This window comes from Pantoea sp. Mhis, assembly GCF_009830015.1.
The window spans coordinates 76,912-98,367 of the sequence record NZ_SZZX01000003.1 but is presented as its reverse complement, the minus strand read 5'-3'; the positions used below and the strand labels follow the sequence as shown (position 1 = coordinate 98,367).

The 21,456-nt window shown below is 26.6% G+C and carries 16 protein-coding genes, 1 tRNA gene and 1 other RNA gene; 11 read left to right on the top strand and 7 right to left on the bottom strand.

The window, feature by feature from the left end:
* Positions 1–156 precede the first annotated feature (156 nt).
* Together folB and tsaD are read right to left on the bottom strand one after the other, a co-directional pair.
* The gene (gene folB / locus FD727_RS01835) at positions 157–516 is read right to left on the bottom strand and encodes a dihydroneopterin aldolase (RefSeq protein WP_159938467.1); all 360 of its coding nucleotides are present in this window, start codon (positions 514–516) and stop codon (positions 157–159) included.
* Between the two features lie 354 nt (positions 517–870).
* Positions 871–1,890: a tRNA (adenosine(37)-N6)-threonylcarbamoyltransferase complex transferase subunit TsaD gene (gene tsaD / locus FD727_RS01830; protein ID WP_159938466.1), complete on the bottom strand. Its 1,020-nt coding sequence runs from the start codon at positions 1,888–1,890 to the stop codon at positions 871–873.
* 213 nt (positions 1,891–2,103) lie between these two features.
* Here tsaD and rpsU point away from each other — a divergent pair, with 213 nt between their 5' ends.
* The 8 genes from rpsU to FD727_RS01790 all read left to right on the top strand — a co-directional run bounded on the left by rpsU (position 2,104) and on the right by FD727_RS01790 (position 9,430).
* Positions 2,104–2,319: a 30S ribosomal protein S21 gene (gene rpsU, locus FD727_RS01825; protein WP_159938465.1), complete on the top strand. Its 216-nt coding sequence runs from the start codon at positions 2,104–2,106 to the stop codon at positions 2,317–2,319.
* 82 nt (positions 2,320–2,401) lie between these two features.
* A complete protein-coding gene (gene dnaG, locus FD727_RS01820) occupies positions 2,402–4,153 on the top strand; it encodes a DNA primase (RefSeq protein ID WP_159938464.1) in 1,752 nt (583 codons plus the stop codon).
* Positions 4,154–4,454: 301 nt separating this feature from the next.
* Entirely contained in the window at positions 4,455–6,287 is a 1,833-nt protein-coding gene (rpoD, locus tag FD727_RS01815) for an RNA polymerase sigma factor RpoD (protein WP_159938463.1), read from the top strand.
* 246 nt (positions 6,288–6,533) lie between these two features.
* A tRNA-Ile gene (locus tag FD727_RS01810) sits at positions 6,534–6,606 on the top strand.
* Between the two features lie 232 nt (positions 6,607–6,838).
* Positions 6,839–7,939: a D-alanine--D-alanine ligase gene (gene ddlA / locus FD727_RS01805; protein WP_159938462.1), complete on the top strand. Its 1,101-nt coding sequence runs from the start codon at positions 6,839–6,841 to the stop codon at positions 7,937–7,939.
* Between the two features lie 545 nt (positions 7,940–8,484).
* Positions 8,485–8,739 (top strand): DUF883 family protein, encoded by a 255-nt coding sequence (locus tag FD727_RS01800; protein ID WP_159938461.1) that lies wholly within the window; start codon positions 8,485–8,487, stop codon positions 8,737–8,739.
* A complete protein-coding gene (locus tag FD727_RS01795) occupies positions 8,739–9,143 on the top strand; it encodes a phage holin family protein (protein WP_159938460.1) in 405 nt (134 codons plus the stop codon). Before FD727_RS01800 ends, FD727_RS01795 begins: the two co-directional genes overlap by 1 nt.
* Complete coding sequence (locus FD727_RS01790; RefSeq protein WP_236393559.1) at positions 9,140–9,430, top strand: YqjK family protein; 291 nt, start codon at positions 9,140–9,142, stop codon at positions 9,428–9,430. Before FD727_RS01795 ends, FD727_RS01790 begins: the two co-directional genes overlap by 4 nt.
* Before the next feature lie 194 nt (positions 9,431–9,624).
* Here the strand turns inward: FD727_RS01790 and rnpB are convergent.
* Together rnpB and rsmI are read right to left on the bottom strand one after the other, a co-directional pair.
* Positions 9,625–10,009: RNase P RNA component class A (gene rnpB / locus FD727_RS01785), an RNA gene on the bottom strand.
* Between the two features lie 33 nt (positions 10,010–10,042).
* The gene (gene rsmI, locus FD727_RS01780; RefSeq protein ID WP_159938459.1) at positions 10,043–10,933 is read right to left on the bottom strand and encodes a 16S rRNA (cytidine(1402)-2'-O)-methyltransferase; all 891 of its coding nucleotides are present in this window, start codon (positions 10,931–10,933) and stop codon (positions 10,043–10,045) included.
* Between the two features lie 685 nt (positions 10,934–11,618).
* Between rsmI and dolP the strand changes: the two genes are divergently transcribed.
* Positions 11,619–12,194, top strand: coding sequence for a division/outer membrane stress-associated lipid-binding lipoprotein (dolP, locus tag FD727_RS01775; protein WP_159938458.1), 576 nt, complete (start codon positions 11,619–11,621; stop codon positions 12,192–12,194).
* Between the two features lie 179 nt (positions 12,195–12,373).
* On the opposite strand, the gene pmbA is transcribed toward dolP, so the two are convergent.
* Positions 12,374–13,714 (bottom strand): metalloprotease PmbA, encoded by a 1,341-nt coding sequence (pmbA, locus tag FD727_RS01770; RefSeq protein WP_159938457.1) that lies wholly within the window; start codon positions 13,712–13,714, stop codon positions 12,374–12,376.
* A 607-nt stretch (positions 13,715–14,321) separates the two neighbouring features.
* Between pmbA and FD727_RS01765 the strand changes: the two genes are divergently transcribed.
* Both FD727_RS01765 and ppa read left to right on the top strand, forming a co-directional pair.
* The gene (locus tag FD727_RS01765) at positions 14,322–14,771 is read left to right on the top strand and encodes a DUF441 family protein (protein ID WP_159938456.1); all 450 of its coding nucleotides are present in this window, start codon (positions 14,322–14,324) and stop codon (positions 14,769–14,771) included.
* 98 nt (positions 14,772–14,869) lie between these two features.
* Entirely contained in the window at positions 14,870–15,400 is a 531-nt protein-coding gene (ppa, locus tag FD727_RS01760) for an inorganic diphosphatase (RefSeq protein WP_159938455.1), read from the top strand.
* A 153-nt stretch (positions 15,401–15,553) separates the two neighbouring features.
* Here ppa and FD727_RS01755 read toward each other — a convergent pair whose 3' ends face one another.
* Positions 15,554–19,330: a translocation/assembly module TamB domain-containing protein gene (locus FD727_RS01755; RefSeq protein WP_159938454.1), complete on the bottom strand. Its 3,777-nt coding sequence runs from the start codon at positions 19,328–19,330 to the stop codon at positions 15,554–15,556.
* Positions 19,327–21,096: an autotransporter assembly complex family protein gene (locus FD727_RS01750; RefSeq protein WP_159938453.1), complete on the bottom strand. Its 1,770-nt coding sequence runs from the start codon at positions 21,094–21,096 to the stop codon at positions 19,327–19,329. The genes FD727_RS01755 and FD727_RS01750 overlap by 4 nt, the downstream gene beginning before the upstream one ends.
* Positions 21,097–21,456: the final 360 nt, after the last annotated feature.

Here is a 21,456-nt window from a genome sequence, read left to right as displayed (position 1 = left end):
ATGATTTTAATAAAGCTATATTTATAAATTTTATTTTATGTAAAAACATGGATTTTAGTGCTTAGACAATTGAATATATATATATATCTACAATGAAACTAGAATATTATATTTAATTAATATTAATTAAATATAATATTTGTTTGAAATCTCTATTCAAACAAAATAACCACGCTCAATTCGTACACCCACCATAGTAGCTTGAGCAATAGCACCAGGTTTACTGACTTTAATACGTACTCCAGAAGAGTGAAAACGGCTAATTAATAAATTAGCAAGTTTTTCTGCTACGTGCTCAATTAAAGTAAAATTTTGATTTTGAACATAAATTAAGATACTATCTGCAATTGTTTCATAATTTAAATATTGATTTATGTCATAATTATTTGTATTAGAACAGTATTTTTTCCATTCCATTTCAATATCAATTAATAATTTTTGTTTTATACGTTGTTCCCAATCATAAATTCCAATTTTAGTGAAAACAATAAGTTGTTCTATATATAAAATATCCATACTAAAATTTACCATCAATACATGCATGATCTCATGAACTAATTTTAATATTTTTATAAATGTAAAATGCTATATATTTATACATACTATAGAAATAACATGTTTATATTTATACCAATTGTTTTATATAAACAAGTGAAGTAATTAGATTAAATCTAATATACATATATGAAATTATAATTTGATCTTTGTACCAAATTATATAAAATGATAAATTAAGTTAAAATCTATCTTTTATATAAAATATCTTTAATATTGATATTAGTATTTATATTAATAAATACTAAATAATTCATATTGAATACACTTGATATATTTGAATATAAAGAATATAAGAATTATACTTTATTATATTTAAATAGCACTCAACTCTGTTAATGACCAATGTGGTTTAACGTTTATCTCTAGTTTTGTATCTATTTCTAATCCATTTATTAATCTAATCATTCCAACATAAGCAATCATTGCACCATTATCAGTACAAAATAATGGATGGGAATAAAATACTTCTATATTCTGAAATCTCATCATTTCAACCATACGCAAACGTAGAGTACGATTGGCGCTTACACCGCCAGCAAGGACTAATCTATTAAATCCTGTTTTTTTTAATGCACGTTTAGATTTAATTATTAAAGTATCAACTATTGCATCTTCAAATGCACGTGCAATATCGCTTCGAGTTTGCTCATCGAGATGATATTTACGAATAACATTTGCAGTAAAGGTTTTTAAACCAGAAAAACTAAAATCTAGTCCGGGACGATCAGTCATAGGTCTAGGAAAAATAAAACGTTCTGGTTTTCCTTGTTGAGCAATTTTTGATAACATAGCTCCACCTGGATATTCAATACCTAATAATTTTGCTATTTTATCAAATGCTTCTCCAGCTGCATCATCAAGTGATTCTCCTAACAAAGTATATACACCTATATCTTTAGCACTAATAAGTTGTGTATGTGCACCTGATACTAATAATACAATAAATGGAAAATTAGGAGGATTTATCTCCATTCTATGTGATAATAAATGTCCTTCTAGATGATTAACAGCTACTGAAGGTATATCCCAAGCAAATGCTAAAGCTTTACCTACAGAAGCTCCAACTAATAATGCACCTACCAAACCCGGTCCTGCAGTATAAGCTATACCATCGATCTGACATGGTTTAACATTAGCTTCTTGTAATGTTGATTTAATAAGCGGTATAATTTTACGCGCGTGATCACGAGATGCTAGTTCTGGTACTATACCGCCATAATCAGCATGTAATTTTACCTGACTATATAGCTGATTGGCTATTAATCCTAATTGAGAATCATAAATTGCAATGCCAGTTTCATCGCAAGATGTTTCAATACCTAATACCATCATAACATGAATTTAATATTATTATTCATAACATATTATATAAATTTGTACATATAATTGTACAACAAGCATTCTTTATAAACAAATTTTAAATTGAATAAAATTGATATAGCTTTTAAAGCTATATGTTTTTACTTATACTTTACAAGCTATCTAAGCTTGAACTATAATAATTAAAAGTAGATAGATTTAATATTTGAATTAAGAAGAGGTTACATGCCTGTAATTAAAGTACGTGAAAATGAACCATTTGACGTAGCTTTACGACGTTTTAAGCGCTCATGTGAAAAAGCGGGTATTTTATCTGAATTTCGTCGTCGGGAATTTTATGAAAAACCAACTACCGAACGTAAACGTGCTAAAGCTTCTGCGGTTAAACGTCATGCTAAAAAATTAGCTAGAGAAAACGCACGTCGTACTCGTCTATATTAAATATATATAAATACAAGTGAAATGCTGTGCTTCCTTGGGAAGGCACGGCTTGTCGCTGTTTATAAGATGATGAAATAGAATTATGGCTGGAAGAATTCCTAGCTTATTTATTCATGCTCTACTGAGCAGAACAAATATAGTAGAACTCATAAATAACAGAATAAAACTTAAAAAACAAGGTAAAAATTATTACGCATGTTGTCCATTCCATAATGAAAAGCATCCCTCTTTTACTGTTAGTAATGAAAAGCAGTTTTATTATTGTTTTGGATGCGGTGTTAAAGGAAATGCCATTGATTTTTTAATTCATTATGATCGACTAAATTTTGTAGAAAGCATTGAAGAACTTGCTATGCTTCATGGATTAAACGTACCAAATAAAATATCTAAAAAATATATATTGGGAACATATAATAATCTACATCAAAATTTTTATCAGATTATGGATGAATTAAATAAGTTTTATCAGTATAACTTACAACAATCAAAAGCTCAATTTGCAAAAAAATATTTACTTAACCGTGGACTTACATCAGATATAATTGATTATTTTTCTATTGGATATGCGCCTATTGGTTGGTGTAATATTTTAAAAAAATTTGGTTATAAAAAAGAAAATTTTGAATTATTAATAAAAATTGGTATGTTGGTTAGAAATAATAAAGAAAATGTTTACGACCGCTTTCGTAATCGATTGATGTTTCCAGTACGTGATAAACGTGGACGTGTAGTTGGATTTGGTGGTCGTGTACTTAATCAATCCAAACCTAAATATTTAAATTCACCAGAAACATTTATTTTTCATAAAAGTCGTCAATTATATGGATTATATGAAGTACAAAAATATTATAAACAACAACCTGCATGTTTATTAGTAGTTGAAGGATATATGGATGTAATAACATTGACACAATACGGAATTAATTATGCTGTATCATCATTTGGTACTTCAACCACTGTAGAACATATTCAATTATTATTTCGTATCACTGAACACGTTATATTTTGCTATGACGGTGATTATGCTGGACGTAAAGCAGCTTGGCGAGCACTTAAAATAGCATTACCTTATATGAATGATGGTCGTCAATTACGTTTTATGTTGTTACCTAATGGTGAAGATCCTGATACTTTAATACGTAAAGAGGGTAAAATAAATTTTGAAATACGTATAAAGTTAGCAAAATCATTATCAATTTTTCTATTTGAAAGACTTTTATCAGAAGTTAATTTAAGTACAAGTGATGGTAAAACAAAACTAGCTGTTTTAGCGTTACCATTAATTAATCAAATTCCTGGTAAAATATTACGTATTTATATGCGACAGACATTAGGTAGAAAACTAGGAATTCTTGATGATTATAAACTAGATCAAATAATACTAAAAACTAATAAAAATAAAAAATTTCCAATATCACTTTCATTAAAACCTACAAGAATGCGAATATTAATTTCATTACTGGTACAAAATCCTAGATTTGCAATTATTGTTCCTACTCTTGATGGATTTAATCAATCAAAGATAGCAGGTTTATCATTATTTATAGATTTAGTTACTTGTTGTATGAAATATCCTAATTTGTCTACTGGACAATTATTAGAATTATATCGCGGTACGAATTTAAGTCAGACCCTTGAAACATTAGCTACTTGGAACCACATGATAATAGACGAAGAAGCGGAAAGAGTTTTTCATGATTCCTTAACCAGCCTTTATGATTCTGCACTTGAACAGCGTCTTGAGGAACTTATTGCACTTGATCGAACTCAAGGTTTAAATGCTACTCAACGACGAGAATTTTGGTCTTTAAGGCAAATTTTAATAAAAAAATAAAATATATTTAATATCTAAAATATTAGATATCAATATAATAACAATTTAGCAAAATATTTTGTAATTATAATAATAGCTTATAACTATCTGTAGGATATGTATCAATTGATTTGTAATTTTAATATTAAATATACTTATTTACATAAGTAAGAGGTAAAAATAAGTTAGTGTTAATCATAAAAATGATCGAATATATTAAAACGTAACGAAGTCAGCGGACCAACATAAATTCTTCAATTATTATTGTTGGCTTATTGCTAACTGCTATCAATTAAATTAATAAAATTTTGGATATCGTCTTATGGAGCAAAACCCACAGTCACAGCTGAAGCTGCTTATTACTCACGGTAAAGAGCAAGGTTATCTGACTTATGCTGAGGTCAATGACCATCTGCCGCAAGATATCGTCGACTCAGATCAAATCGAAGACATTATCCAGATGATTAATGATATGGGTATTCAAGTAGTTGAAGAAGCTCCTGATGCAGATGATCTGATGCTAAATGAAAATACTAGTGATACGGATGAAGATGCCGTGGAAGCTGCTGCTCAAGTATTATCTGGCGTTGAAGCTGAAATTGGTCGTACTACTGATCCTGTACGCATGTACATGCGTGAAATGGGAACTGTTGAATTGCTTACACGTGAAGGTGAAATTGATATTGCTAAACGTATCGAAGATGGTATTAATCAAGTTCAGTGTTCTGTTGCTGAGTACCCAGAAGCAATTTCTTATTTGCTTGAACAATATGAATTAGTAGAAGCAGGTGAATCTAGATTATCTGACTTAATTACTGGTTTTGTTGATCTGAATGCTGAAGAAGAATTATTATTAACAGTAACTCATATTGGTTCTAATCTATCTGAGGAAATTCGTAGTAATGATGAAGAAAATGATGATGATAATTCTGAAGAGGATAATTCTATAGATCCAGAACTAGCACGTGAAAAATTTCTTGCCTTACGTAATCAATATGAAATAACACGCGATGTAATTAAAACAAAGGGACGTAATCATGCCAATTCTATTAAAGAAATTCAAAATTTATCTGAAGTATTTAAACAGTTTCGTTTAGTCCCGAAACAATTTGATTACTTAGTAAATAATATGCGTGAAATGATGAATCGTGTACGTATACAAGAAAGATTAATTATGAAGCTATGTGTTGAATTATGTAAAATACCTAAAAAAAATTTTATTACTCTTTTTACTGGAAATGAAACTAATAAGAATTGGTTTAAGAATGCAATAAATATAAATAAATGTTGTTCAGAAAAACTTCAAGCAGTAGAAGCGGATGTAATGTGTTCTTTACAAAAATTACTACAGATAGAAGGTGAAACTGGTCTTAGTATTGAGCAAGTAAAAGATATTAATCGTCGTATGTCTATTGGTGAAGCTAAAGCTCGTCGAGCTAAAAAAGAAATGGTTGAAGCTAATCTACGTTTAGTAATTTCTATTGCAAAAAAATATACTAATCGTGGTTTACAATTTCTTGATCTCATCCAGGAAGGCAATATTGGATTGATGAAAGCAGTAGATAAATTTGAATATCGTCGTGGATATAAATTTTCAACATATGCGACCTGGTGGATTCGTCAAGCAATTACCCGTTCTATTGCTGATCAAGCTCGTACTATTCGTATACCAGTACATATGATTGAAACTATCAATAAACTCAATCGAATTTCGCGTCAAATGCTGCAAGAAATAGGGCGTGAACCGACTCCAGAAGAATTGGCTGAACGAATGCTAATACCAGAAGATAAAATTCGTAAAGTGTTGAAAATTGCTAAAGAACCTATTTCCATGGAAACGCCAATTGGCGATGATGAAGATTCTCATTTAGGTGATTTTATCGAAGATACTTCTCTTGAGCTACCCTTGGATTCTGCAACTTCAGAGAATTTACGATCTGCTACCCATAATGTATTAGCTGGCTTGACAGCACGTGAAGCAAAAGTTTTACGGATGCGTTTTGGTATTGATATGAATACAGATCATACTTTAGAAGAAGTAGGCAAACAGTTCGACGTGACACGAGAACGTATTCGTCAAATTGAAGCAAAAGCACTACGCAAACTTCGTCATCCCAGTCGTTCTGAAATATTACGCAGTTTCCTTGATGATTAAAATTAATCAATTATATCATTGTTATAACATTTCACTGTAAATGATGATTATACTATGTTTTATCGCTAATATCAACAGACTTTTTAAAAAACTTACATTTATAATATGAGTACAAATGTACAAAATTATAGTAAATTAGAAAATTTAGATTGGTAATGAGTTTTCTAAAATTTAAATTTAATAACTATACAAATATAAAGAAAACTAGATTTATTGTATAAAATAATTTAAAATATTTACGTAGCTGGCCCCTTAGCTCAGTGGTTAGAGCAGGCGACTCATAATCGCTTGGCCGCTGGTTCAAATCCAGCAGGGGCCAATTATTTTTTTTGTTATCATACTAATATATATTAATCTTACTTTTGTTAGTCTTTTCATATTTAACCTATATTTATGATTATAGATTAGCATAGCATTTAAATGCTATATTTCATATATTGATTATATATCTATCTATTTATTATTGATGTATATAACTGTTGACTTTATCTATGATCCTTATATTAAAGTTATTTAAATTTATATATTTTATTAAGATTGGATAAATAATAATGTCAAGACAGTACATAGGAATAGTTTTTGGTGGCCAATCAACAGAACACGAAGTATCATTACAATCCGCTATAAATATTTTAAAGGCTATTGATAAAAATAAATACCACCCAGTATTACTTAGAATCGATAAGCAAGGAGAATGGTATTTAAATAATGTTCAACATGTACTTAATTCTGAAGAACCTGTAATAATATCTATTAGTAAATTAGATAAAACTAAAATAAATGTAAAAGATAGCAGTGTTCAATATTTCAGCAATGATTCTTTAAGATCTGTTTATGCCTTATCACAACTTGATATAATTTTTCCAATCATACATGGTAAATTAGGTGAAGATGGAACATTACAAGGTTTATTTAGAATGGCAAATTTACCTTTCGTTGGTTCTGACGTATTGGGCTCAGCAATTAGTATGGATAAGGATTTTACTAAACGCTTATTAAGTCATGCTGGATTGAAAGTAGCTCCATGGTGTAGTTTTACTAGTTCTCAGCGCATAAATATTAATCCTCAAACATTAATTAAACGTTTTGGTTTACCATTATTTGTTAAACCTGCTAATCAAGGTTCATCTATAGGAATTAGTAAAATTTATGATATTAAAGATTTTAATACAGCATTAGATTTAGCTTTTACTTTTGATCAAAAAGTATTGATTGAAAAATTTATTAAAGGTCGTGAAATTGAATGTGCAATATTAGGTAATGATAATCCTCAAGCTAGTCCATGTGGAGAAATTTTAGTAAATGATAGTTTTTATTCATATAACTATAAATATATAGAAAAAAATATTGCAAAAATAATAATACCAGCTGAAATTAATTATAAAACTAGTGAATCCATTCGCAAAATAAGTATAAATGCTTTTCAAATACTAGAATGTTGTGGCATGGCACGAATAGATGTGTTTTTAACGGATGTTGGAGAAATTATTGTTAATGAAGTTAATACCCTTCCAGGGTTTACTGATATTAGTACATATCCAAAATTATGGCAAGTGGCTGGCTTAAGTTATAAGAATTTAATTAATCGTTTGATTGAACTTGCACAAGAACATCATACTAAAAATAGTCAATTAAAAAATAGTCTTGATTAATTAATATTTTTCATATTTTTAAATTTATATGATTTCTATATTAAAAGTTTTTATTATATTTAATGTTATTTTACAAAAAATGTAATTTAATAATATTAAGAATAGTAAGCTAGTCAAAATAATAATATATTTTAAAATATCCACCATGCATAATGCTCTATATCATTATATTTCAATCAACTTACGAAAAGTATTATTCATATTTCAAATGGAAATTAAGATTCATATTTAGTTAATATTAGTTAAAAACTATAAATATTAATATTTATGCTAATATAAATATTAATATATTTAATGAAAAATTAAATATACATTTAACTAATATTATATCGTTTTTAGACTTAAAAACAAAATAAATTAATATATCAAATAGATATATATTAATTAAATATAGATACTCTTGTAAGTTTAACATTTAATATAGATTACTATATATGTTTTGAAAAACAATGGATTACATATGATAAAAGAAACAATCAAGTATAATCTTAAGCTACAAATGAACACTACAAGAAAATCCTACAAAAAACATAAAGGAGGTTTCTGTGGCTAAAGATAAATTTTTAAATCATCTAAAAGATAAAATTAAATTAAAACTTGATAAATTATATCAAAAAACACATTTTCCTATGTATAAAACATGTAATAAATTTAGTAAATCTGGAAAGTATATTAAGCAAAATACATTTAAAATAATCAAGAAAGCAGATCATTTAATACATAAAAAACCTTGGCAAAGTGCAGTTTTTAGCACAACAATAGGTGTTATTATTGGTATTTTAATTTCACGGCGTTCATAATGAGTAATTTCCGATTTAAAATGAAAAAAGGCCCTAGTAAAGGGGCCTTTGATATAGGTAAAAATATAATAACTAAGTTAATTAATATAGTTGAAACACGTCTACAATTAGCTATTTTTGAATTAGAAAAGGAAAAAAATAATCTTATCCAAATATTAATAATAAGTACTTTTACTATAGTTTTTATTATTTTTAGCTTTATAAGCTTAATAGCATTAATTATTTGGAATATAAATATACAATATCGTTTAATAGCAATTATTATTACTAATATTGTATTATTTATCTTAGCAATTATTTTTGGAATATGGACATTACGCAAAATCCGTTCTTCAACATTATTAAACTATACACGTAAAGAACTAAATGACGATCGCAAATTATTAGAGGAACATCGTTCATGATGAATGATAAATATAAAAATAAAAAATATATCAAACAATTAATTCATCAAGTACAGCAACAACGTTTAGATCTAAGTTCTGAATGCAATTCTTGGTTAAGAAGCACTGAAAAATACGATAATTATTGGATGATTATTTCTAATATACGTCGCTATTTAGCAATATATAGTAGTACCATAGCCATTTGGTCAATTCGGAGTTCTAGCCGTATTATCCGTTGGGTCAAATTTATTGTAAGTTTATGGAATAGTTGGCGTATGATTAAATTAACTTTATCGCTCCAATAATTTACTTTTAAAAAAGTAAATTTAAATTATAACTAAATTACATTTATTAAATAAAAGTCAAATAAAATTAATAGTGCATTTATTTAATATTGATAGCTTTATTTCAAGCTGAGTAATATATGTTTAATTATGCATTAGTTTGATATAGATATGATTTTTTAAAAAAATCCACAGATTTTCTGTGGATTTTAAAAAATTAGAACTGATCAATAAGCCGGGTTCTGTCGTGGACAGTCATTCATCTAGACCAGCAATTACTTACTGGTTCAAGCAACCTACCCGAGCTCTTTTAGTATGGGCCATACTTTACATAAGCTCCTATTTGGTCTTGCTCCAGGTGGAGTTTACCTTGCCGCGACTGTTACCAGTCGCGCGGTGCGCTCTTACCGCACCCTTTCACCCTTGCCTGATTTTATTAATTAATCTTCGGCGGTTTACTCTCTGTTGCACTAGTCGTAAGTTCACACTTCCCAGGTGTTACCTGGCACCTTGCCCTATGGAGCCCGGACTTTCCTCCTATTATTTTAATATAATTTAGAAAAATTAAATTTCAAATAGGCGACTGTCTATCCTAGTTCTACTTTCATAAAGTATATAATTTATTACTTTTTGTCAAGTATTTAGTTTAGATATTGCATAATTGTAAAGAGTATTTTTTTTTATTTTATGAATTGATGCTGTTAATGTTATTGCTTTTTTTAACGATAACTCTTGTTGTAATAAAGTTAAAGTGTGAATCACCTCGACAGATAACGCATTATTATTGATATTTGTTTTACAACCTTGAATAATTAATACTATTTCTCCTTTAGAACGATTTTTATCTTTTAATATCCACTGTAATAATTCATTTACTGGTGCTCCATATAAGGATTCCCAAATTTTAGTTAGTTCGCGTGCTAATACTATATAACGTTCAGGACCCCATATGTTAATTATATCATTTAGACTTTGAATTAAACGATGAGGAGATTCATAAAAAATCAACGTACGCGATTCATAACTAAGATTATATAACATATCGCAACGTGCTTTACTTTTAGTTGGTAAAAATCCTTCATAACAAAAACGATTAGATGGTAAACCTGATGCAACTAATGCAGTAATAGCTGCACAGGCGCCTGGTAATGGAACAACATTTATATTTTCTTCATGACAGCGACGTACTAAATGATAACCTGGATCATTAATCAATGGAGTACCTGCATTAGAAACTAATGCAATATTTTCTCCTCTTAATAACTTTTCTATTAATAATTTTACCTTTTGCTGCTCATTATAATTATGAAATACAAACAATTTAGCATTAATATTAAAATTCTTTAATAAAAATCTAGTATGTTTAATATTTTCTGCTGCTATTAGATCTACGTTTGATAAAACTCTCAATGCTCGCTGAGTAATATCTTCTAAATTACCGATTGGAGTAGGAATAATATAAAGTACTCCAATATAATTTATTATTTTATTTTCTATGCTGTTATTAGAATTTATTAATGACATTTTTAAATACAATTGATTTTATATTGTTTTAACATGATATAATATGTTTTATTTTATGAATTCTTTTATTTTAAAAAAATTCATAAAAATTAAATTAATAAATTTTACTGTTTTTATTTCATTCGATGTGAATAGATAGTAGTATAATTATAAGTCATAATTATATGGATTATTAGTAGATTTTAATATTAGTAAATATACTAACTATTCCAATGTCATTGTGACAATTAGATAGTTTAATAAATATACATACTTAAATTATTTTTAGGTAATTATTTTATGTTTTATCATAAAATAATGTAAATATATTTTTATATAAATCAAAATTAAAACAACTATATTACTGAATATAATTATTTATAGCTTGTAAAGCTATAATATTTTATTATTAATCTAATTGAATAGTATTTTTGTATAGTTTTTAAGATAAATATCTATTTATATTTTAATATTTAAATTTTAATTATAGTAATTACTATAATTAAGTATATACGTCTCATATCATCTACTAAGTATTAATATACTACATTAGTATTTCAATAATCCCATTTAAAAGATATAAAAATTCGTATTTTTTCATATTCTATAACTTACTAATTTTACAATATCATTTATTAATATTATATTACTTTTAATAGTTAATTAATAATACATTTTATATAAAAAGTTTATAGGGGATTTAATAATGAAAATATTAAAGATTATAACTATTTTAGTATTTACTGTCATATTACAAGGTTGTATAGCTATACTTGCTGGTAGTACAGCTGTTGCTACTAAGATTGCTCAAGATCCAAGAACATTAGGTACTCAAATAGATGATAATTTGTTAAAATTACGAGTTACTAATGAATTAGTAAAAGATCAGCAAATAAGAAAATATACACATATTATAGTAACTGCATATCAAAACAAGATATTACTAACCGGTCAATCTCCTAAAATAGAATTGATCAAGAGGGCTAAGCTAATAACTTCAAATATTAGTGGAATTAGAGAAATATATAATGAAATTCGTAATGTAAAAAAAGTAGATTTTGTTACTAAAATATTCGATACTTGGATTACAACAAAAATTTATGTTAAGTTATTGACCAATAATATAATTAAATTATGTAAGTTAAAGATTATTACTGAAAATAATGAAGTTTTTGTAATGGGAATAGTTACACAACAAGAAGCAGAATCTATAGTCAATCTTATTAGCCATATTCGAAGTATTGATTCTATAAACACTATTTTTAGTATAAAAAATATATAAACTATTTAAAATAAATATTATCTTATTTCAAGTAACTGTAATTATTAACTAAATTTTTAAATCTGATCAATTATTTTTGTTAATTTAAATTTTATAAGTTCACCGGTTTAATTATACGATATTATTGATAGAATATCATTCTCTTTAATAAGAGATTCTATTTTTAGAATAAATATTAATTATTTCCCAGAAATTTTCATTTCTGATATTAATACTGAACCACACTTTATAGGATTACGAGTTTCAATATCATTACCTATAGTTAATATATTTAACCACATATCTTTTAAATTACCTGCTATAGTAATTTCACTAACAGGATGTTGAATATGACCATCTTCTACCCAGAATCCAAAACATCCTCGAGAATAATCACCCGTTATAATATTAACACCTTGTCCCATCAATTCTGTTACTACTAAACCGCGATTCATTTTTTTTAGTAATTCTTCAAAGGAATAATTTTGTGTACTAACATACCAATTATGAATGCTACCAGCATGACCAGTACTTTTAAGACCTAATTTACGTGATGAATAACTATTCATTAACCAATTTTGAAGTATACCATTTTTAATGAATGTATATGATTTTGTACATACACCTTCGTTATCAAATGGAGCTGAAGCTAATTCTTTTAATATATGAGGATTTTCTTTAATTGTTAGCCATTCTGGAAAAATTTTTTTTCCAAGAAAATTTACTAAAAAAGTAGCTTTGCGATAGACATTATCTCCACTAATCGCACTGACTAAATGACCGAATAAGCTATTAGCTAATTCAGCAGAAAAAATTACAGGAGCATTCATAGTAAAAATTTTACGTGAAGAAAGACGAGATAGTGCACGGCGAGCAGATTCCATGCCAACCCATTTACTACTTTTTAAATCATTGATTGAACGGCTAATAGTGTATGCATAATCACGTTCCATATTTCCATTTTCTTTTGCAATAACGCAACTTACAAGAGAATGACGAGTAGAACAATAACTTTGTAACATACCATGGCTATTACCAAAAACTGTAACAGCTGCATGACTATTAAAGTTTCCACCTTCACTATTAATAATACGTTTATCGGCAGCCAATGATATAAGTTCAGCTTCTGCAGCTCGCTCAATGGCAACATTAACATCTATATTCCATGGATGATAAAGATCCAGATCCAGTGCTTTAAAAGCTAAAAGCTCTGGATCAGCCGGACCCGAATATGGATCAGCAGAAGTATAATGTGCTATATCAATTGCTGCCTGTACAGTACGTTTTATAGCATTTGGCTTTAGATCTGTTGATGAAGCGCTACCTTTACGTTTTTTATAATAAACAGTTATATTAAGTGCACCATCATTATTAAATTCAATATTTTCTACTTTTCCATATCTAGTACTGACACCCACTCCAATACTTTTAGTAATTGCTACTTCTGTTCCATCAGTATTAATTTTTGCTAATTCCAAAGCTTGTGCGACAGCTTCTTCTAAAGATTTTCGTTGGTTGGCAATTTGATTAGATACATTCATTGATTAGCCATTTAAATTTTAGTGATTAATTTATATATAATAATAAATAGTTTAGTTTTATTCAACTGAATATAAATATTTTATATATAAATAATATTTAACATTGTTATAAAACTACTATTTACAAATAGCAAGATTGTAATATGCTTCAAGGAGTATTTAAAATTTTTATATATAAACATATAATATCATCATAAAAATCTATTAATTCTTAAATTTATAATATGAACATTTTATTAAATCATATTGTATATAACTATAATGAGTTATTAAAATGAATAAAAACATTTACATTTATCAATTTTTATAATTATATTAATATATAAAATATATTTAATATTAAAAACTTTTATTTTAAATTTGTTATAATTTATATTATTTGTATTTTACAAATAGAAATATTCTACATGTTTAACAAACTTGTTTAAGTTTTAAATTGAAAACATTGTTTGTTAAACAATAACAACTTATATATTTAAAATAAATGATTAATGATATATTTTGATATCTAATTATGGTAGAAAATTAATAATATTAAAAAATATTTTACATTATAATAATGTAAAATAGATTTATTTTTAAAATAAGCAATATTAAGAGAATAATTATGCGATATGAATTTTCCATTGTAATTCTTTTTTGCTTGACTATCATTAGCTATTTAGTAAAAAATACTGCGGTGAGTATTGCAATACTAAGTCTTTTAATCATGAAATTAACACCATTGAACTATTTATTTCCCTACATAGAAAAACAAGGGATTCATGTGGGTATAATAATACTTACTATTGCAGTAATGTCACCTCTGGTAAGTGGTTCATTACCCACTTCATACTTTATGAAAAGTTTTAGTAACTGGGAATCAATTGTAGCTATTGTAACAGGAATTTTTGTAGCTTGGTTAGGTACCCGAGGTATTAATTTTATTACTTTAAAACCATCTATAGTAGGAAGTATTTTAGTAGGCACTATAATCGGTGTTGCCTGTTTTCATGGTGTACCAGTTGGACCACTTATTGCTTCAGGTATAATATCTTTATTCCTCAATACAAAGTAATTAATTAATAATTTAAATAAATTATATTTAAATAAATCCTTAATGCTGTTAAAATTGAACGTGCATCTAAAAATTATAATTAATATTAAGGTACATTAATGGACTTAAATCAAATTCCTGCAGGTAAGAATCCTCCAGAAGATCTCTATGTCATCATAGAAATTCCTGCTAATTCTAATCCAATTAAATATGAAATAAATAAAAAATTTAGTACACTATTTGTCGATCGTTTCATACCTACTGCCATGTTTTATCCATGCAACTATGGTTATATTAATAATACTTTATCTTTAGATGGCGATCCTGTTGATGTACTAATACCTACACCGTACCCTTTACTACCAACTTCTGTAATACGTTGTCGCCCAATTGGTATGTTAAAAATGAGTGATGAATCTGGAATAGATAGTAAATTAATTGCAGTACCACATAAACAATTAACTAAAGAATATGATTATATTGAAGATATAAAGGATTTACCTGAAACATTAAAATTACAGATTATTCATTTTTTTGAAAATTATAAGAAATTAGAAGAGCATAAATGGGTAAAAGTTAATGGTTGGTCTAATGTGTTTGAGGCTAAAAAAGAGATCCTTTCCTCTTTAAATCTTAATCAAAAAAATTAATGCGTTTATTAATAATAGAGTTAATAAAATATGATAATTTTAATTTGTAACTTTATATACTAAAGTTTAACAAGAGCACATATTTTATATTGTATATATTTTTTTAAATAAAATTTTTATTTATTTAAATTATTAAAAATAAAATAAATATCATCAGAAATTAAAGCGATATAGCAAATCAATTGCTCGTTCATGACTAGATACAGCTTCTAAATAAAGATTAGGTCTAAGACGATAGCGTAAAGTTAATGTACTGAATGAATCAAATATGCCAATACTATATTTTATTTGTAGATCTGGTAGAGCATAACCACTTACTTGTACCTGCTGATTATTTCCAATACCAATTGTTGCAATTGCAAGATTGCTTAGACCAAATGCTTCACCAAGTTTGTTTATAACTTGACCACTCTTTTTAACTCCTAAACCAATAATTGTAGTAGTTAATGTATTATTATCACCATTACTGTTTAATCCTTGACCTCTTAATAAATAAGAAAATGCTTCTTGTTGCGCCATTTCAGGATTAGAAAATACTTCTACCATGGGTTCATTTATTATTCCAGTTACTTTTAATCCAACAATAACATTATTTTCAGTAGTATCAGGATTACGAATTGCCTCTAAATCTACATAAGGTTGATCTAATGTTCCGACAAAATGGAGTATTCCCTTACGTACAATTAAATCTTGTCCGTATGCGTAAAAGTGACCAGATGGGATATTAATTTGTCCATTTAAACCCAATCCCATTTTATTATTTTGAACTAATTTAAGATTACCATTTGCATTTATCATTAAGTCAAATAATGATAAATGTACATCTTTACCCAAATGAATTACTACATTAGTATTAACAGGAATTATAGAATTTTTTGATTTAATATTATTATCTATATGATTATCTAAAATTACTTCATCTAATGATGCTTGAGTAAGACTTTGAGGTACTTTTTGTAATATAATACGCGCCCATGGTATATCAATACTGCCGTCTAAATTAATAGCATTAGGTGTAGCTTTAACTATTATATAAGGTGAAATATCCATACGTGCCGTAGATTCTATCGTCATTCGTACAAGACTACCTCTTATTAAACTAGATATATACCAATGATCTAGTTGATTCCATGTAGATATTCCATTAAGGGAAATATCCCCATGAGTTGTTTGCAAATGACCATTAAAAATAGCACTTTTTCCATTAAATATTAGATTAACATTTGAAGTAACAAAATTAAATGGCATAAATTTACTATTAAAATATAAATTATTTAACTTTAATTTACCAAATATATAAGGTTGTTGTAGATTACCTTTAATTTTTATATTAGCATCAAGAGCGCCTCTAATATTTTGGCAGTATGGTATTAATAGTTGAAATATTTCTAATGAAACTTTTTTTGCTTGAATATAACCTAAAATATGACAACGATTTTTTAAATCTATAACTTGTATATGACCTTTTACATGACTATTACTCATAATATCAATCAACCAATCTAATTGTAGTTGATTATTATTGATAGATAGATCAAGATTAATGTTATGAAGAACACTTGGTAATTTATTTTCTTCTATATTTTGCCTAATTTTTATTTCATTACTTTTTAAAGATAATACTAATCTAGGAAAATCATCATTTGATATCCAATTGATCCGTGCGTAACCATTAATAGTCCCACTTAAAATATTTTTATCATAAAAAAAGTGATTTATTAAAGATAAATTAAATTCATGTAATACAAAATGTAAATATCCATCTGAACCGATTTTAATATATTCAGGTACACATAGTTGTGTATTTAAATGATGCCAACAATGTGGACTAATCATAACACTATGATTATCATGCTCATAAGTAACTAAAACTGGACGATTTACACGCCACTTACCTATTACAGTATTAAATTGAGTAGTATTTACTATACCTCTCCATCGGTTATTTTTACGATTAAAATTACCATGTAAAACTAGTCGTCCAGATAATGGTGCTCCTTGAGCTTCAATGTTAAATTGATGTCTTTGTTCGTTACCTTCAATATTTAATTGTAGATGATCTAAATGTAATTTATTTTTTTGTAATTTATTTATATTTAATCTTAAATTACCAGCAATTTGCTTATTAACTTTTAAATTACTTTTTAAGATCATATTATTAATATATAACTGATGCCAATGTAATTTAGTTGCATAGTAATTTATTCCAATTTGAGGATGATGTAACGAACCACGAATTTTAAGTGTAGTATGAACAAGACCACTTAATTCTGGCAAGATATCTTTAAGTTGAGGTGCATTAATATTTAAATCAAATTTAATAAATTTACTTAATTCTCCTCGACAATTAAGATAATTATGACCTAATACAACATCGATATTAGGAAGTTCCCATTTATTAAAAATATCTTTATTAAGAGAACCGTTAACATTAATTATGTTATTATTAATGTTACCTTTTAATATTAATTGAGGTATATTTAACCTCCATCGTGTCTTATCTAAGACACCAGATGCTAAAACTTTGCCATTTATTTTTATTGGATAATTATGATTATGTGTCATATTATTGATATATGTAAAATTTAACTTACTATGCCAACTGATTTCCTTTTTATATTCTATGTAAGTTATTACATCAATATTACCATGTAATAAATTAACATGAACTCTATCAAGATTAAAATGTTTAAGATTTCCTTCCCCTTTCATATATATATTTATTGGTAATAATTCTTGATTTTTCAATATTGTTTGCAATAACATTAAAGAATTAATTTTCTTTCTTCTAAAAAGAAAATTAAGTTTTTCTCTTTTATATTCTATAAGTGAATTAGATGACCAGTGTACAGAATAAGTATTGAATATAAATGATAAAGGAACACTTGGTATAGAAGGTTGTAATAATACATTAAGTTGTGCATATATTGGACCAAATAAATTAACACATATTCTTAAAGAATTACATATCATCCCACTAAGTTCTATTTTTATTTTTTCACTTTTAATTGAATGCCAATTCAATTGACCTTGTAAATTAAATTTAATTGGCCAATTAGCTGCTAGAGTAATTTCTCCTTTGGCTGTCATTTTTGCTTGCGGCATACTAATCTCAGAAATTTTAAATTCTAGATGATTATTGATACTTTTAATTTCAAAAGATAAACGATTAATTGATAAGTCATAATCGCTAATAATATGCATGTTTTCTATTAAAAATACTTGCAAATTAATATTGAAGGGTAATCTAAAATTATATCTCTTCGATAAAAATGGATCATCAACAAAATGTTTTAATGTTTCGCTTATATTCTGTAATTTATTATGTAATTGTTGTATCTTAGATGTGAGATTTTGTTTATTAACATTTTTAATGGCAGTTGGTAAATTTATTAATAAACTTTGAATATAAGTTGGAGATATAAGTAAGATATGTTTTTTCCAGTGTAAGTCCGTATTAAGATCACGTAACGATATAATCGTATTATCTACTTTAACTCTAATATTATGTAATTTTAATTTGCTCAACATAATACTAGGATGATATATCATAAGTTTAGTACTTATTGCTTCTATTTTTTCTTCATGATTTAAATTTATTATTTTTTTATTATCAATATTGATATTAATATTATTAATTGATGTATTTTTAATACACACTAATGAATGTAATAAACATTTAAAATTAGTGGAAAAATGAAAATCTCCTATATGAACTTTAATTCCTGGTTGTTCATACTTTATTTCCTTTAATGTAAGGTTATGCAAATTACCATCTATCTGTTCAATAGATAAACCTAATATGCAACGATCAATATTTTTAAATAAAAAATTTAAACCTGTATTAGTTCCGATTAAAAACACAAAAGTAATAAATAATATTAAACTGAAAATAGCAATACCGAATAGGGCTTTTTTCCATAACTTCATAATTCAGATCCAAGTCCTACATATAATTGTATCCCATGTTTATTACGATTGATCATTGGATAAGCAATATCAAATTTAATGGCTCCTATCGGAGATAACCAACGAAAACCAAATCCTACACCAATTTTAGATTGACTGTGTTTAAAATTATTTACAGCCTCACCAGAATCAATAAATATTGCACTAGACCATTTATTATTTATATTATATTGATATTCTAAAGAGCCGGTTGCCATTTTTGAAGCACCTATCAAATCACCATTGTTATTACGTAAAGAAAGACTTCTATATCTATAACCACGTATACTATGGTCGCCTCCGACAAAAAAACGTAAACTCATAGGGATATTATCAAATTTATTAGTTATAATCCAACCTAAACTGCTACGTAATATAAAACGATGATTTTCCGCAAATGTACGAATCCATATATTTTGGGCTCTTAGAATTACAAAATCAACATTTGAACCCCATATAGTATTAGATATATTTATCCAATAATGCTGTGCATAACCATATTTTGGCATTGATATACCACTTGCATTATTTTTATATAAACTAACACCTGGATATAACAATATGGTAGTACTAGTACTTTTATGGGGACTGAAATGATCAAGGCTCCAATTTAAATCTATTGCTTTTTGCCATCCATTAATATTATCCCAATTACGTGATATTGAGAATATTGTAGTATTTGACCGAGTTTTATTATTAAAAATATTTTTTAAAGCAGCAGAAAAAGTATAATACTGTTCTAAAGGATTTTTTGGTAATGGAATTTTATAATGTATATCTATAGCTCGTTCTAATAAGGAAACATAGGCATTAGAAATTAAACTATTGCCTCTGTCATTAATCCATGGTTTCTTCCATCTTCCTTTTAATCGTGGACCAATATCGGTAGAATAACCAATTCCGCTTTCAATAATATTTTTCATTCTTGGAGACATCAAGGCGTTTAATTTTATTACTTTAGTCTGATAATTATTATTATTGACTTGTGATTTAACCATTATTGAATTAAACCAATCGGTTGCAGATAGCCGTTGATTTAATTCTAATATTTTATTATAATTGTATGGATCACCCTTTTTAAAGGGTACAATTTTTTGTAAGTAAGACTCTCTTATTTGTGTGCCTTGAAAATTAACTCCATCAAAATGATAGCGTTTTCCGCTATTATAACGAATTTCCCAAAAAGCTTTATGTCTTTTGACATATATAGCTAAACGATTATATTTAAATTCACCATCAAAGTATCCTAGACGTAATGATATATTAGACAAACCTTTTTTAAAATCATCATACTTGCCATGATTAAGTCTATCTCCAATTTTGGGTATATTATCTCTTAGCCAAGCTTGATATTCGAAGTCATATTTAGCATCTCCATCTATTATAATGCTACTACCACCAATTTTTATAGATTTACCAAGAACAACATGAACGACTAAGATTGAAGATCCTTGTTTTTTTTTAACTTGCTTGTTAGAAAAATTGGAATAAAAATTAAAAGTAATATCAGGCTCGTAATAACCGAATACACGTAAACTTATTTTAATTGCTTTTAAAATACGTTCTTGTAAATCTTCAGAATATATTATATCATCTATTTCATCAGTATTAATCATAGATAAACGTGACCTCACGTCTTCTTGCAATTCTCCTTTAATTCCTTGAAGTTGTAAGTATATTTTTTCTGCTTTAACAACATGTACTATAAATAGTAAACATATTAAATAATATCGATAGATTTTTGGCATGGTTACTTCTCTTATTAATATCTATTTGTATTTTACAAAAGTACTCATGCATTTAAAAAAAATTAAATACCATATAAATAAATTATAGTTAATTATTTAATAATGTATTAAATTACTACTAATATAAATTTAACTTTATATATATAAATATCAAATTAACTTACTATATAGATTAAGTTAAGACCTATTTAACTTATTATTTTAATAAATAATAAATTCTTATTAAATTAATAAAATCACTCACAATAAATTTAAATAGCAAATTATCTTCTTTAATTATAAAAATTAAAATTAATATCTATTAACATCATATTAACAATAATATATTGATAATTGATATTAAATTAAATGTGAATATAA

Coding starts and splice junctions, on each gene's coding strand:
- folB (WP_159938467.1), bottom strand. CDS start 516: ATGGATATTTTATATATAGAACAACTTATTGTTTTCACTAAAATTGGA.
- tsaD (WP_159938466.1), bottom strand. CDS start 1,890: ATGATGGTATTAGGTATTGAAACATCTTGCGATGAAACTGGCATTGCA.
- rpsU (WP_159938465.1), top strand. CDS start 2,104: ATGCCTGTAATTAAAGTACGTGAAAATGAACCATTTGACGTAGCTTTA.
- dnaG (WP_159938464.1), top strand. CDS start 2,402: ATGGCTGGAAGAATTCCTAGCTTATTTATTCATGCTCTACTGAGCAGA.
- rpoD (WP_159938463.1), top strand. CDS start 4,455: ATGGAGCAAAACCCACAGTCACAGCTGAAGCTGCTTATTACTCACGGT.
- ddlA (WP_159938462.1), top strand. CDS start 6,839: ATGTCAAGACAGTACATAGGAATAGTTTTTGGTGGCCAATCAACAGAA.
- FD727_RS01795 (WP_159938460.1), top strand. CDS start 8,739: ATGAGTAATTTCCGATTTAAAATGAAAAAAGGCCCTAGTAAAGGGGCC.
- FD727_RS01790 (WP_236393559.1), top strand. CDS start 9,140: ATGATGAATGATAAATATAAAAATAAAAAATATATCAAACAATTAATT.
- rsmI (WP_159938459.1), bottom strand. CDS start 10,933: ATGTCATTAATAAATTCTAATAACAGCATAGAAAATAAAATAATAAAT.
- dolP (WP_159938458.1), top strand. CDS start 11,619: ATGAAAATATTAAAGATTATAACTATTTTAGTATTTACTGTCATATTA.
- pmbA (WP_159938457.1), bottom strand. CDS start 13,714: ATGAATGTATCTAATCAAATTGCCAACCAACGAAAATCTTTAGAAGAA.
- FD727_RS01765 (WP_159938456.1), top strand. CDS start 14,322: ATGCGATATGAATTTTCCATTGTAATTCTTTTTTGCTTGACTATCATT.
- ppa (WP_159938455.1), top strand. CDS start 14,870: ATGGACTTAAATCAAATTCCTGCAGGTAAGAATCCTCCAGAAGATCTC.
- FD727_RS01755 (WP_159938454.1), bottom strand. CDS start 19,330: ATGAAGTTATGGAAAAAAGCCCTATTCGGTATTGCTATTTTCAGTTTA.
- FD727_RS01750 (WP_159938453.1), bottom strand. CDS start 21,096: ATGCCAAAAATCTATCGATATTATTTAATATGTTTACTATTTATAGTA.